The organism is Pirellulimonas nuda (genome assembly GCF_007750855.1).
GTDB classification, from domain to species: domain Bacteria; phylum Planctomycetota; class Planctomycetia; order Pirellulales; family Lacipirellulaceae; genus Pirellulimonas; species Pirellulimonas nuda.
Genome location: NZ_CP036291.1, coordinates 1824867 through 1838071, shown reverse-complemented (window position 1 = coordinate 1838071; position 13205 = coordinate 1824867). Strand labels below are relative to the sequence as shown.

The 13205-nt window shown below is 64.8% G+C and carries 11 protein-coding genes; 5 read left to right on the top strand and 6 right to left on the bottom strand.

The window, feature by feature from the left end; all coding sequences use genetic code 11:
* Positions 1-29: 29 nt before the first annotated feature.
* Together Pla175_RS07640 and Pla175_RS07635 are read left to right on the top strand one after the other, a co-directional pair.
* Positions 30-869, top strand: coding sequence for a hypothetical protein (locus Pla175_RS07640; RefSeq protein ID WP_145282790.1), 840 nt, complete (start codon positions 30-32; stop codon positions 867-869).
* Positions 870-1061: 192 nt separating this feature from the next.
* On the top strand, positions 1062-3128 hold the full coding sequence (locus Pla175_RS07635) for a carboxy terminal-processing peptidase (RefSeq protein ID WP_145282788.1): 2067 nt from the start codon (positions 1062-1064) through the stop codon (positions 3126-3128).
* Between the two features lie 79 nt (positions 3129-3207).
* Here the strand turns inward: Pla175_RS07635 and Pla175_RS07630 are convergent, their stop codons facing one another.
* The 5 genes from Pla175_RS07630 to Pla175_RS07610 all read right to left on the bottom strand — a co-directional run bounded on the left by Pla175_RS07630 (position 3208) and on the right by Pla175_RS07610 (position 6513).
* On the bottom strand, positions 3208-4026 hold the full coding sequence (locus tag Pla175_RS07630) for an MBL fold metallo-hydrolase (RefSeq protein WP_231954255.1): 819 nt from the start codon (positions 4024-4026) through the stop codon (positions 3208-3210).
* A gap of 40 nt (positions 4027-4066) precedes the next feature.
* Complete coding sequence (locus Pla175_RS07625) at positions 4067-4477, bottom strand: TadE family protein (protein WP_145282786.1); 411 nt, start codon at positions 4475-4477, stop codon at positions 4067-4069.
* A 90-nt stretch (positions 4478-4567) separates the two neighbouring features.
* On the bottom strand, positions 4568-5593 hold the full coding sequence (locus Pla175_RS07620; RefSeq protein WP_145282784.1) for a vWA domain-containing protein: 1026 nt from the start codon (positions 5591-5593) through the stop codon (positions 4568-4570).
* A 6-nt stretch (positions 5594-5599) separates the two neighbouring features.
* Positions 5600-6010, bottom strand: coding sequence for a TadE/TadG family type IV pilus assembly protein (locus Pla175_RS07615; protein ID WP_197527334.1), 411 nt, complete (start codon positions 6008-6010; stop codon positions 5600-5602).
* A 53-nt stretch (positions 6011-6063) separates the two neighbouring features.
* A complete protein-coding gene (locus Pla175_RS07610) occupies positions 6064-6513 on the bottom strand; it encodes a hypothetical protein (protein WP_145282780.1) in 450 nt (149 codons plus the stop codon).
* Between the two features lie 354 nt (positions 6514-6867).
* Here Pla175_RS07610 and secA point away from each other — a divergent pair, with 354 nt between their 5' ends.
* From secA to Pla175_RS07595, 3 genes are all read left to right on the top strand, one after another.
* Positions 6868-10572 (top strand): preprotein translocase subunit SecA, encoded by a 3705-nt coding sequence (secA, locus tag Pla175_RS07605; RefSeq protein WP_145282778.1) that lies wholly within the window; start codon positions 6868-6870, stop codon positions 10570-10572.
* A gap of 84 nt (positions 10573-10656) precedes the next feature.
* Positions 10657-10875 carry a hypothetical protein gene (locus Pla175_RS07600; protein WP_145282776.1) on the top strand — a complete coding sequence of 73 codons (219 nt, stop codon included), beginning with the start codon at positions 10657-10659 and terminating at the stop codon, positions 10873-10875.
* A 107-nt stretch (positions 10876-10982) separates the two neighbouring features.
* Entirely contained in the window at positions 10983-12311 is a 1329-nt protein-coding gene (locus Pla175_RS07595) for a 3-deoxy-D-manno-octulosonic acid transferase (RefSeq protein ID WP_145282773.1), read from the top strand.
* 74 nt (positions 12312-12385) lie between these two features.
* Here the strand turns inward: Pla175_RS07595 and Pla175_RS07590 are convergent, their stop codons facing one another.
* Positions 12386-13201: a rhomboid family intramembrane serine protease gene (locus tag Pla175_RS07590; protein WP_145282771.1), complete on the bottom strand. Its 816-nt coding sequence runs from the start codon at positions 13199-13201 to the stop codon at positions 12386-12388.
* Positions 13202-13205: the final 4 nt, after the last annotated feature.

The window sequence follows — 13205 nt, the reverse complement described above, 5'->3', positions numbered from 1 at the left end:
ACTTCAGACCAGTTGGCTTTGCCCTAGGGATGGCGGGGCTACTGATCGCGGCCACGCTGCACGCCCAACCGGCTCCCGCTAGCGGCGTCGTACTTCCCCCGCCGCCGGTCGAGGCGGAGTGGTTCACCCTGCCGCGCCCGCAGCACGCCTGGGCGCGTCACCCGGTCGGCGCCTATCGGACGCTTCGCGTGGTGACCGAGACTTTTGACGACTCGGGGCGTTTTGTCGCCCGGACGGAGACGGAGCAAACCGATCGACTTGTGGGGGTCACGGCGGAGAATTACACCCTACAAACCACGGTCAAGCTCCAAGTGGGCGCCGCCAGGACACCCGGCCAAACCGAGGCCTGCTCTTACCGGCTGCTAACCGATTCCGCGACCGTGGTGACGTCGCAAGTCGAACTCGAGCCAGCCGAGCTGTCGATCGAAGGCCGCACCATCCGCTGCCGACGTTTCCGCATCTCGACCGAAGCGGGCCAGCGGACCGGGACCGAAACGGTATGGTATTCGCCGGACGTTTCGCCATTCGTGCTCCGGCGCGATCGCAGCGTCGCAGAGACCCCGGACTCGACGCCCACCGAGATCAGCGAAACCGTCACAGAACTGCAGATGCCCCTGCTTGAGGACGACGGCGTGCTTGAGACGCACTTCGTCCGTTCCGTCTCGCAGAGGCCAAACGGACGGGTAGACCGCGTCGAGATGCGGGGAGACCGTGTGCCAGGGGGCCTAGTTTCAGCCAGTTCCGTCGAACGCGACGCCGACGGCCGGCGTGTTCGGTGGAGCGCATCGGAAATCGTCGACTTCGGTTCGGATGGGAAATCGGAATCTGCGCCGCGCCGCTGGCGGCTGTTCCACCGCAGAGCCGAATGAACCGTTGGCGGGCGGCCCGCGTAGCTTTTACATGGCGCCTGACGCCACAGATGTAAGCGACCTTGCCGGCTTTGTACCAGCAGATTAGGCTTCACTAACCCGTTTTCCCCCTAGCTCTTAGCCAAATTGCCGGGTCGACGATTGATCCGGGTCCACGCTCTTGGCTTTTCACTTAGCTGAAGAGGATTTGTGATGAGAAACACCCTCGGATTGGGCGTCAATAAGGTCCGCGTCGCACTGGTCGCCGCGCTGATGGGCGTGGGGGCCGCCCACCTTGCCGAGGCGAGCCCCGCGGGGCCCACGGCGACCGACCGCCAGATCACCTTGTCCGTCCGGCTCTTGATGGAGCGTCAGCACCTCTCGACGCGTGGGCTGGACGATCTTGCCAGCGAACGCTGCCTCGACACGTTTCTCAAGGACCTCGACCCTTGGAAACTGTACTTCTTCCAGTCGGACGTCGACCAATTCGGCCAAAACCGCCATCAGTTGGACGACTTCATCCGCAGCGGCGACGTCCAGTTCTCCTACGACGTCTTCAACCGCTTCCTCCAGCGGATCGAGGAGCGTTCGAAGACCGCCCTCGAGATGATCGACCAAGAGCACGACTTCACCATCGATGAGACGATGGTGAGAGACCGCAAGGCGACCACCTACCCCAAGACCCCCGAAGAAGCGGCCGAACGTTGGCGGAAGCGCATCAAGTTCGAGCTGATGAGCGAGTTGGCGGACAAGGTAGAACTGGAAGAGGCCAAGGCCAAGCTGCGGAAGCGCTACGGCAGCATGAAGAAGCGCTGGGAGCAGACCAGCGACGATGAATTGCTAGAGCTGTACCTCACCTCGATGACTTCCGGCTTCGACCCCCACTCGTCGTACATGTCAAAGTCGACGCTGGAAGACTTCAACATCCACATGAAGCTAGAGCTGGACGGCATCGGCGCCTCGCTCCGCAGCGAGGACGGCTACACCACCATTCAAGAAATCATCCCGGGGGGCGCCGCGGACCTCGACGGACGCCTCAAGGCCGGAGACCAGATCATCGGCGTCGGCCAAGGGACTTCGGGACCGGTAGAAGACATCGTAGACATGAAGCTGAAAGACGTGGTCGCGCTGATCCGCGGCAAGCGGGGCACGGTGGTCCGGATGGAGGTCAAGCCGATCGACAACCCCAAAGACACGAAGATCTACGAGATGAGCCGGGCCCGCATCGAGCTCAAGAACCAGGAAGCGCGTAGCGAGATTGTTGAATGGGGTCATCGCCCCGGCGGCGGGGCGTACAAGCTGGGCATCATTCAACTCCCCAGCTTCTACATGGACATGGACGGCGCCAGGCAGGGGCTGCCGAACTACAAGAGCACCACCCGCGACGTCCGCCGGCTGCTGAATGAGTTCAACGAGAAGGGGGTCGACGCGGTTGTCGTCGACCTGCGTTTCAATGGCGGCGGGTCGCTAACCGAAGCGGTCAACCTGACCGGACTGTTCATCGACCAGGGCCCCGTGGTTCAGGTGAAGGGACCGGACGGTCGGTCCCAGCCGTACAACGACCCGGAGCCCGGCATGGTGTGGTCGGGGCCGATGGCCGTGCTGACCAACAAGTTCAGCGCCAGCGCCAGCGAGATCTTTGCCGGCGCCATCCAGGACTACGGGCGTGGATTGATTATCGGCGACGAAGCGACCCACGGCAAAGGAACCGTGCAGCAGTTGTACGACCTGGGCCAAGCCCTGTTCCGCATCGGCAAGGCGCCGCAGTTGGGCGCCCTGAAGATGACCATCCAGCAGTTCTATCGCCCCAGCGGCGACAGCACCCAGAACCGCGGCGTGCTGGCCGACGTGACGCTTCCGTCCTTCACCCAGCACCTGGACGTCGGCGAGTCGGACCTCGACTACGCGTTGGCGTTCGACCGAGTGAAGGCGCTCCGCCACGACCGGTTCCGGATGGACGACGCCACGATCAACGTAGAGCTGCAAAAGATGTCATCTGACCGCGTCGCTCAATCGGAAGATTTCCAGAAGGACCAACGCCGGATCGAGCTGTACGAGCAGCAGAAGGACCGTCCGACCGTGACGCTCAACCTGGAGAAGTTCCTCAAGGAACGCGAGCAGCTTGACGCAGACAAGGAGCAAGAGGACATCGGGAAGGAACTTTCCGACTCCGACCGTCCCGTAATCGACATGAAGAACCACTACAACAAGGAAGCGCTTTCGGTGGTGGTCGATTACCTCATGCTGCTGAAAGAGAACAAGGTGGCGGTAGCGCGTTAGATCGGCGACCGCAACAAGAATTAAGCCCTCCGAGCCTGGCGCGACCCGCAACCGCGGGATCGTGTCAGGCTCGGGGCTTTTAGCTGAGGCCCAGCGATAGCGGGATCCGCAGCCCGTCGTAGCCCAGCGCCATGCCGCTAGGGAGGATCGCGTTGGTCGACTCGTAATCCAGCCCGTGCGCCATGTGTGTGAAGAAGGTGCGGCGGGGAGCGAGCCTGGTGGCCACGTCCACGGCTTGGTCCAGGCTGAAGTGGGTGCTGTGCCCCTCCGGTCGGAGGGCGTCCAGGATCAGCACGTCGAGCCCCTGGAGCAGGTCCATGCTCTGCTCGGAGATAAAGCTCACGTCCGTGCAGTAGGCGACCCCACCGATCCGGAACCCCAGTGTCTGAAAATTCGGGCCGTGCTCCAGCCGTATCGGCGTGACCTTGGCGCCCAATGCGTCGAACGGATCGAGCCCGATCCGGCGGAAGGCGAGCTTGGGCGCCGCGCCGGCGTGCATGTTGGGCAGCTCTTTGAACGCGTAGTCGAAAGAGGTCCGGATCCGCTGCTCGACGCGCTCCTCGCAGAACAGCGGCACCGGGCCCTTGAGGTAGAACTGCATCAACCGCAGGTCGTCCAGACCGAACACGTGGTCGGCGTGCTCGTGGGTGTACAGCACGGCGTGGACGAGGCCGATCTTCTCGCGGAGCAGCTGCTGCCGCAGGTCGGGCGACGTGTCGATCAGCAGGTTGCCCCCCGGCAGCCCCAGGATCGCGCTGGTCCGGGTGCGGTTGTTCTTGGGGTCGTCGCTGGTGCAAACGGGGCAGCCGCAACCGATCGTCGGCACGCCGACGCTGGTGCCGGTCCCTAACAGGATCAGCTCCCCGGAGATGTCGGAGGTGCGTAGTTCAAGCGTCACGGCGCTGATTGTAGCGGTTCCGGCCGCGCCGTGGGGGCGATCAGCGGGTGGAGACCCGCTCGGTCCGCAGCGTCGACTCGGCGTGCATGACCAGGGCGCCCGTAAATTTTGGAAAGGCGATCGCGTTGTCCCGCATCGGGATGTCGATCGTCACCCGCACTTCGCGCGTCTCGGGGGTGATGGTGGGCGGATCGACGGCGATCCGCGCCCCGCGCGCGCCGATTGCCCGCAGGATCCGCGTCGCCTCGTCCGTCGCCTCGCTGGCGTCGGCGCCCGGCACAATCGCCTTACGAGCCGCCTCGTAGGCGGCGTTGTCCGCCGTGTGTCGCACGACGTTCAACCAACTAAACTCGAACATCGCCAGGATGACCAAGAAGAAGACCGGCGCCACCAACGCAAACTCAACCACCGTGGCGCCGCGTCGATCTTTCTTTCCGGGGTTGCGGTGCATGGGTGTTCCGACGGGTAGGGCAGGCGCCGCCTGCCGTTTTTGGGGCAAACTGTAGGGATCCAACGCACGGCAGGCGGGCCCTGCCGCGCGCTACTCGGTCATCAGTACGGGCAGCGTGCGGGCGATCTCGCGGAATACGTTGGTCAGGTCGGCGCCGGTCGCCGCGTGGAAGTGCCGCCCACCCGTCTCGTTGGCCACGGCCCGCATCCGCGCAAAATCGGCGTCGCCGCCGAACGTGACCGTGTGGACCGTGATGTCGCGACTCGAAGCGACACGCGCCGGCACGATGGGCTCCACGCCGGTGTTGTGGTTGCCGTCTGTCATCAGGACGACTGTCGGCAACGCAAAGGGACGCCGAGACGGCCCCTCGATCGCCCGCAGCCCGTCCTGCAGCGCGAGGCCGATCGCGGTGAAGCCGCTGGCGTTGAAGGCGTTCACGTCGCTGCGGATAGCGGCGTAATCGAAGGTGAGTTGCTGATCGATCCGCGAAGTCGTTGAGTAGCTCACGAGCGCCACTTGCTCACGCGGGAACGTCAGGTTGAGCTCGGCCAGGAACGCCGCCACGGCCGTCTTGAGGTCGCGGATCTTCTGGCCGCTCATCGATCCAGACCGGTCGAGCACCAAACAGATATCGCGGTCGAGGGTGGTGGAGGTGGCGGCGTGAGCGGGTTCGAACGTGCGTTGTCCGATCAGACTGCCGAAGAACAGGTCGACCGGCCCGCCCGGCGAGCCCGCCGTGCGGCGGCCGTCGACGTGCACGGCGTTGAGCGGCCTCCCCCCTGCGGAAAACACAAACTTCCCGCTGCCGCTCTGCACGCTCGACCCAAACTGCACGTCGGCCGGCGCCAGTTGCATCGGCGATCCCGCCACGGCGTTGCGGCTCGCGGCGTCGATCGCGGCGGTGCGCGCCAGGGCCTCGTTCTGTTGCAGGGACAGCGTCTTGGCGCCGGCGCGCGACGCGGCGTCGGTTGCCGTCCGCAGCTCGGTGCGCACCAATTGCATCCAGGCGACGTCGATCGCAAACGCCGCCATCATCGCGAAGGCGGGAAGCAGGAGCGCGACGAGCACCAGGATGGCGCCACGGCGCCGCGGTTGTGGGGGGCGGCTTTGCGTCATGGGCGATCAGATTTCCTTCATCATCGATGCAGAAGCCGTGAGCGTGCGTCCACGGAAGAACCGCAGCGGGAGCAGGCTGTTGGCGTCGGTTCCGGCGGACACGTGCACTTCCATGAACTGCCCTTCGGGTACCCCAAGGGGGTCGCCGGGCAGCACGCTGACGCTCGCACCGCGGACGCGGCGGTCGGTGAGCAGGTCGAGGCACGCGCGGCGCACGTCGGTGGCGGTCGCCCCCGGGGCGACCGCTGTATGGGCGCCCTCGTAGGCGGCGCTGGCTAGCGACTGCTTGATGAAGATCATCGAGCAGGCCTCTAGCATCCCCAGCAGCAGCAGCATCAGCACCGGCAGGCACACGGCGAACTCGGTCGCCGCGATCCCGCGACGGCCCGACCTGATTTGGCGGATTGGGTGCTTCACGTTCTTTCTCGGCTCGGCAAGGGGCAATAACTGAGGTCCGCGGGCGGACGGCCCTAGACGCCGACGGCGTCGGGGGAATCGGCCGTATCGTTCCGTTCTTGCCGTTCCAGACGCTCAGCCACCCGGTTGAAGTCGCTGGCTAGCTCTTTCCAGAAGTCGTCGTCCCGGAACGTAAGCGTGGTCGAGCCCTTGCCGTCGGCCAGATCTCGCAGGGCGACGCGGAGCCGCTGCACCGGACCGGCGAACCGATTGCTGAGCTTGACCGCGTCGTAAACGAACACCGGCATCAGGCAGATCAACAGCAGCAACACGGCCCCGTACGACCACCAGGCCTGCTGAAAGGTGGCGGCGACCGAAGCGAACGGGTCCTGCATCCACTGCAGGAGCACCGCAAGACCTCCGGCGACCACGGTAAAGGCGAGCCAATGAAGCACCATGCGGCGCATCAGGGCGCCCTGGACAGCCGGATCGATGTACTCACGTTTGCGGTTGTTGCGCGCCATGGCGATGGTTCCCATTGATGGCGCCGCCCATTCGGGGCGGCTGCATACGGATCTACGCAGTAAACCTAGGCCGCCTATTGCCCCAGGCTCTCTCGTTTTCACAAGCGATCCCCCCCGGATGGGGACCACACGTGCCGGTCAGGTTGCCTTGACCGGTTTTGCCGATCGCAATAACATTTTTGGTGCGGCCAAGTTGCGCCTATTTCCTTTCCTTGATCTGTGGCCCGGGCGGCAGCCGTCGGGCGCCACCCCTCCCCTACCGCTGCGGCGTGCTGACCCGACTTCCTTGCCGGCCACCCTACGGGTGGGCCAACCGGCTGGCGTGGGAAGGATAGGCCCGCCGACCCAAACGCTATGGAACTGCTGGAACGTATCTGGGAAATCCTCGGCTCGATCATCAACGGCATTCTCGGCCGGTTCGAGCGAGGGATGACCAGCCTGTTTGGCTCGGCCAACGCCCGCTACCTGCGCCGGCAACAGCCGCGTGTCGACGCGATCAACGCTCTGGAACCCAAGTTCCAGGCGATGACCGACGCCCAGCTTGCCGATCAATCTCGCCTGTTCCGCGAGAGGCTCGAGAAGGGCGAGACGCTCGGCGACCTGCTCGTCGAGGCGTTCGCGGTCTGCCGCGAAGGGGGCCGCCGGTTCCTGGGGATGCGGCACTACGACGTGCAGTTGCTCGGCGGGATGATCCTGCACGACGGCAACATCGCCGAGATGGTCACGGGCGAAGGCAAGACCCTGGTCGCCACCCTCCCGGCCTATCTTAATGCGCTCGAGGGCAAGGGGGTTCACGTCATCACCGTGAACGACTACCTCGCGCGACGCGACATGGAGTGGATGGGACCGGTGTTCACGAACCTGGGCCTCACGGTTGCCGCCATCTACAGCGATATGCCCCCGGACGAACGTCAACGGGCCTACCTGTGCGACATCACCTACGGCACCAACAACGAGTTCGGCTTCGACTACCTCCGCGACAACATGCGGATGGCCGCCCGCGGGGACGACCAGTACCCCACCCGCATGCAGCAGGCCCAGGGTCGGCCCAACTACGCGATCATCGACGAGGTGGACAATATCCTCATCGACGAGGCGCGCACGCCGCTGATCATCTCGGGCCCGGCCGAGGACGACATCACCAAGTACCAGCGGGCGGACAAAGTGGCCCGCGCGCTTAAGAAGGACGCCCACTTCGAGGTGAAGGAGAAGGAGCACAGCGTCAACCTCACCGACGAGGGGGTGCGCGAAGCAGAGCGGTTGGCAGGCGTTGAGAGCTTCTACACCGCGGGGAACATGCAATGGCCCCACCTGATCGACAACTCGCTCAAGGCCCACTACCTCTACAAGCTTGACGTCAACTACGTGGTCAACGACGGGCGGATCGTGATCGTCGACGAGTTCACCGGCCGGTTGATGGAAGGGCGCCAGTGGTCGGACGGCCTGCATCAGGCGGTCGAGGCCAAAGAGGGGGTGCCGATCAAGCAAGAGAACCAGACCCTCGCCACGATCACGCTGCAAAACTTCTTCAAGCTCTACAAGAAGCTCAGCGGCATGACCGGCACCGCGCTCACCGAAGCGAGCGAGTTCTGGAAGATCTACAAGCTGGACGTCATCGGCGTGCCCACCAACCGGCCGATGCAGCGGCAAGAGAACCCCGACGTTATCTACCGAACCGAACGGGAGAAGTTCGAGGCGATCGCGGACGAGATCGAGCGGCTCAACAAGCACACCACGGTCGAGACCGCCAGCGGCGAGTGGTACATCGGCAAGGTCGCCAAAGAAGACAGTGACGCGATTGAGGTGCAGCTTGCCGACCAAAAGAAGACCGAGCGCGTGCCCCGCGCCAAGATCAAGAAGGTCCAGGAACCGGGGCGGCCGATCCTGGTCGGCACCGTCTCGATCGAGAAGAGCGAACGCCTCTCGAACATGCTCAACGGCCGCGGCATCAAGCACGAGGTGCTCAACGCAAAGCAGCACCAACGTGAGGCGGAGATCGTCGCTCAGGCGGGCCGCAAGGGCGCCGTCACCATCGCCACCAACATGGCGGGCCGCGGCACCGACATCATCCTGGGCGGCAACCCAGAGAACATGGCCTGGGCCGAGCTGCAGAAAGAGTACGAAACCCGGCTCGACGTCCCCAAGGAGGTGTGGAAGGCCCGCACCGACGAGTTCGACAAGAAGTTCGGCATGCGCGAGCAGGGCAAGGAGGTCAAGGATCTGGGCGGCCTGTGCATCGTCGGCACCGAGCGGCACGAGTCGCGGCGGATCGACCTTCAGCTACGCGGTCGTTGCGGACGCCAAGGAGACCCCGGCAGCAGCCGGTTCTACCTGTCGCTCGAAGACGACCTGATGCGGATCTTCGCCGGCGAATGGGTGAAGAACGTCCTCACCCGGCTCGGCATGCAGGAGGGCGAGGCCATCGAGAGCAAGATGGTCAGCCGCCGCATCGAGGGCGCCCAGAAGAAGGTCGAAGAGATCAACTTCGAACGCCGCAAGAACCTGCTCGAGTACGACGAGGTGATGGACGAGCAGCGCAAACGCGTCTACTCGTACCGCCAACAGATCCTCGACGGCGTGAACTGCCGCGACCTGATCCTGAAGATGGTATCGGGCGAGATCGACGAGCGGCTACGAACGATCCTCGACCCGAAGTACGGCCCCGAGGCGTTCGCCGCCCGCGCCGGCGCCCTGCTGCACGTAGAGCTGGACCCGCGCGACTACCGCAGCATGGGCTTCGACGAGGCCGAGCGGCTGGCCCGCGACGAGGCGCAGCGGGCGGCCGAGTCGCTGGTCCTGGACGCGGTCGAAGAAAACCTGCCCGAGGACGCGGAGGAAGAGTGGAACTGGGGCGCGCTGGCCAAGTGGTCGAACACCCGCTGGGGCACGAACTACCGCGACCGCGACCTCAAGAAGTTCGGCCGGCAGCGGGTAGACGAGGAGCTCCTCAAGCAAGCGCACGAAGCGATTGAGAAGTTCGAGCTGACCGACGCCGCGATCTTCCTCGACGCCGACTTCAGCATGAAGGCCGCGTCCGGGTGGATGCGGGACAAGTTTGGCATCGAGATCACTCCCGAAGAGCTGCAGGGCAAAGAGCCGCCAGAGATCATTGCGCTGGCGCACGCGCGGGCCGAAGCGATGTACGACCGCCGCGAGGCAGAGTACCCCATCCTGGCCGCCTACTACCGCTTCAGCCGCGGCCCCGGCGGTCAGAAGCAGAGCCTCGACCGCGAGGCGCTCAGGGCGTGGGCGCGTGGCCGTTTTGACATCGAGATCGCCGCGGACGAGTTCAAGAACAAGCCCAGCGAAGAGATCGCAGAAGTCCTGATCGCCCACAGCAAGCAGCAGAACGAGAGGGCGGCCGCGGTCGCCGCGGAAGGAAACCAGCGTGTCGCCAAGCTGTTCGACGCGTCGGGTTCCCCCGGACCGACCGCCGCGACGCTCGGCTCCGTGAGCGGCATGAACGGGAAGCTGGACGACCTGACCGGCTGGCTCCGTGAGTCGGCCGGGGCCGAGATCGACGCCGACGTGCTCGCCCGCATGCAGCGCGACGAGGCGCAGCGGCGCATCAATCAGCTCGTGGAGAACAAGTTCCGCCCCGAGATGCGGAAGATGGAGCGGGCCCTATTGCTGCAGCTTCTCGACTCGGCTTGGAAAGAGCACCTGCTGGCGATGGACCACCTCCGCAGCAGCGTCGGCCTGCGGGGCTACGCCCAGATCGACCCCAAGGTGGAGTACAAGCGGGAAGGGATGCGGATGTTCGAGACGATGTGGGACAGCCTCGGCACCAACGTCACCAACCTCATCTTCCGCATGGAGCACCTGGACGAGAACTTTGTCGGCAGCACGTGGACCGAGACCCAGGCCCGCCACGACGAGGCCGGCCCCACCACCGAGATCGGCCAACAACAGCAGGCCGCTATCGACGCCTCGGGCGGGGGCGAGGACCGCAAGCTCGACCCGATCGTCAACAAGGGCCCCAAGGTCGGCCGCAACGACCCCTGCCCCTGCGGCAGCGGCAAGAAGTACAAGCAGTGTCACATGCGGAGCGGGGGGTAGTATCGGTAGGGTGCACGCAGTGCACCAAGCGGTTCGACGGACCAGTGCAATGCGTACACCCTACACGCGGAAGAAGGCTTCGCCATGAGATACCGACTGGTTTGGCTGGTTGTCGTTCTGCCTCTGCTGGCGATCAGTGTTTCGCTCGCGTATCAGAACCGGGAGTTGAGGCAAGAAGTGAAACGGTTGTCGCAACCGACGCCGCTCACTTTTGCTTGGCCGATGGGCCCCATCACACTTGATGACTACAGCGTCGAGAAGGCCATGAAAATTGACGAGATACAGATGCAACGCCGATTCTAGAGATCCTAGGATTCGTCACTGTGCACTTGTAGGGTGCACGGAGTGCACCAAGCGGGCGGTGAGGCTGGTGCACTGCGTGCACCCTACACGCATCGGGAAGGAACCCGTTGAACAGACTCATCGCATGGACGCTGAACCTGGCCTACCTGCTGGCGATCGCTGCGCTCTCGCCCGTGATCGCCTGGAAGGCGTGGCGGACAGGCAAGTACCGTGACGGCTATGCCGAGAAGCTCCTCGGCCGCGTCCCGAAGCGGGCCGGCGACCGCCCCTGCGTGTGGCTCCACGCGGTAAGCGTCGGCGAAGTGAACCTGCTGGGGACGCTGATCGGCGAGCTGCGACGTCGACGGCCCGAGTGGGAGCTGGCAATCTCTACCACCACACGGGCTGGAATGGAGCTGGCGCGCCGAAAGTACGGCGCCGAGCATACGGTCTTCTACTGCCCACTCGATTTCTCCTGGGCCGTGAACGCGGCGATGCGTCGGGTACGCCCCGGCCTGCTGGTGCTGGCGGAGCTGGAGCTGTGGCCCAACCTGATCGGGGCCGCAAAGTCGCACGGCGCCAAGGTCGCGATCGTCAACGGCCGGCTCAGCGAACGGAGCTTTGCCGGTTACCAGCGCATCGGGCCGCTGGTGCGGCGTGTCATCCGGCAGGTCGATCGGATTGCGGCGCAGGACGAAGCGACGGCGGAACGGTTCCGCTGTTTCGCGACCGATCCAAACAAGACCAGCGTTACTGGATCGCTCAAGTACGACGGCGCCGAGACCAATCGCGAGAATGCCAAGACGGTCGCCCTGCGGCAACAGGGTGGACTATCGTCCTCCGCTCGGGTGTGGCTGGTCGGGAGTACACAGGCGCCCGAAGAAGAAATCGCGCTGCGCGTGTTCGGGCGCGTCTCCGCCGACCACCCCGACCTGCACCTGATCCTTGTCCCCCGCCACCCAGAACGCTTCGCCGAAGTCGCCAACCTGCTCCGAGCGACGGGGCAAGCGTTCGAGCGCCGCAGCGCCCTTTCCCCTGCCGCCAGCCCCCAGCCCCCAGCCCCGCGGCGAACCCGCATACTGCTGGTGGACACCGTCGGCGAGCTCGGCGCCTGGTGGGGCACGGCGACCATCGGCTTCGTCGGCGGCAGCCTGGGGAGCCGGGGCGGACAGAACATGATCGAGCCGGCCGCCTACGGCGTTGCCACCTCGTTCGGGCCTAACACGCGGAACTTCCGCGACATCGTCGCCGCGTTGCTTGCGGCCGGCGGCGCCCAGGTGACAGCCGACGAAGCAGAAATGGAAGCCTTCATCCGCCGCTGCCTCACCGAGCCGGCGTTTGCGGTCGAACTTGGCTCAAACGCCCGGAACCTGGTCGCAAGCCAACTGGGGGCGACCGGCAGAACCGTAGATCTCTTGGACTCGCTGCTGACCAAGACCCGCCGCGCCGCTGCCTAGAAGAGCCAAACCACAAAGGACAGCGAGGAGCACGCTTCTCTTTCTTCCTTCGTGCTTCTTCGTGACCTTCGTGGTTAAGCTTCGTCGGTCGCCACAAGATGCTCGTGTTTGTGCAAATGCTCGGGGCAGTAGCAGGCGGTGCCCGCGCATTTGGTGCAGTACCGGAACGACGCCTTCGGCGCCATCTGGCTGGTGAGTCCGCAAACCCGGCACTCGTGCGTCAGACGATCGGCGCCTTGCTCGGATAGTTTCTTGAACTTCTGCTTGCGGCGGGCGTGCCCCACAGAACGGAACAAGTCGAGGCTGAAGAACAGCAGGAAGTCGGCGACGGTCGCCAACACCAGCAGCGCCTCGGGCCAGCCGCCGGAGTAGACCCGCAGTGCGAAGAACAGCCAGGTCAGCGCCGCCAGCCACTTGGCTTTTACCGGGAGCACAAAATAGATGTAGAAGACCGTGTCTGGGTAGAGCTGAGCAAACGCCAGAAAGAGCGACGTATAGAGGTAGACGTTGGTCGCCCGGCCCTCGGGGATCACGAACGCAACGGCGACCGTGGCCACGTAGCCCACGATCAGATAGAGATTAAGGCTCACCGTCCCCCAGGCGCGTTCGATGGCGCCGGCAAACGACCACAGCAGCAGCCACGTAAACGCCTGCCAGATCAGCATCCCGCCGGTCGGCTCGAACAAGAAGGTGACGACGCGCCACCACTCCCCCTGGAGCACACGATCAGGGAGCAGCGCGATCTTGGCGCCGACGTTCATCGCGGGCCCCTGCCCCGCCTGCGTCTTGTCGATCAGGTACACTAGCACCTGAGCGACCACGATGGCCGGCACCACGTTCGGAACCGCCAGCCAAGACAGCCGGCGTTCGAGTTGACTCTGCCAAGACATCCGG

Bases quoted from the DNA above. Each gene is read 5' to 3' on its own strand.
- Pla175_RS07640 (WP_145282790.1), top strand. From the start codon at position 30: ATGGCGGGGCTACTGATCGCGGCCACGCTGCACGCCCAACCGGCTCCC.
- Pla175_RS07635 (WP_145282788.1), top strand. From the start codon at position 1,062: ATGAGAAACACCCTCGGATTGGGCGTCAATAAGGTCCGCGTCGCACTG.
- Pla175_RS07625 (WP_145282786.1), bottom strand. From the start codon at position 4,477: ATGCACCGCAACCCCGGAAAGAAAGATCGACGCGGCGCCACGGTGGTT.
- Pla175_RS07620 (WP_145282784.1), bottom strand. From the start codon at position 5,593: ATGACGCAAAGCCGCCCCCCACAACCGCGGCGCCGTGGCGCCATCCTG.
- Pla175_RS07610 (WP_145282780.1), bottom strand. From the start codon at position 6,513: ATGGCGCGCAACAACCGCAAACGTGAGTACATCGATCCGGCTGTCCAG.
- secA (WP_145282778.1), top strand. From the start codon at position 6,868: ATGGAACTGCTGGAACGTATCTGGGAAATCCTCGGCTCGATCATCAAC.
- Pla175_RS07600 (WP_145282776.1), top strand. From the start codon at position 10,657: ATGAGATACCGACTGGTTTGGCTGGTTGTCGTTCTGCCTCTGCTGGCG.
- Pla175_RS07590 (WP_145282771.1), bottom strand. From the start codon at position 13,201: ATGTCTTGGCAGAGTCAACTCGAACGCCGGCTGTCTTGGCTGGCGGTT.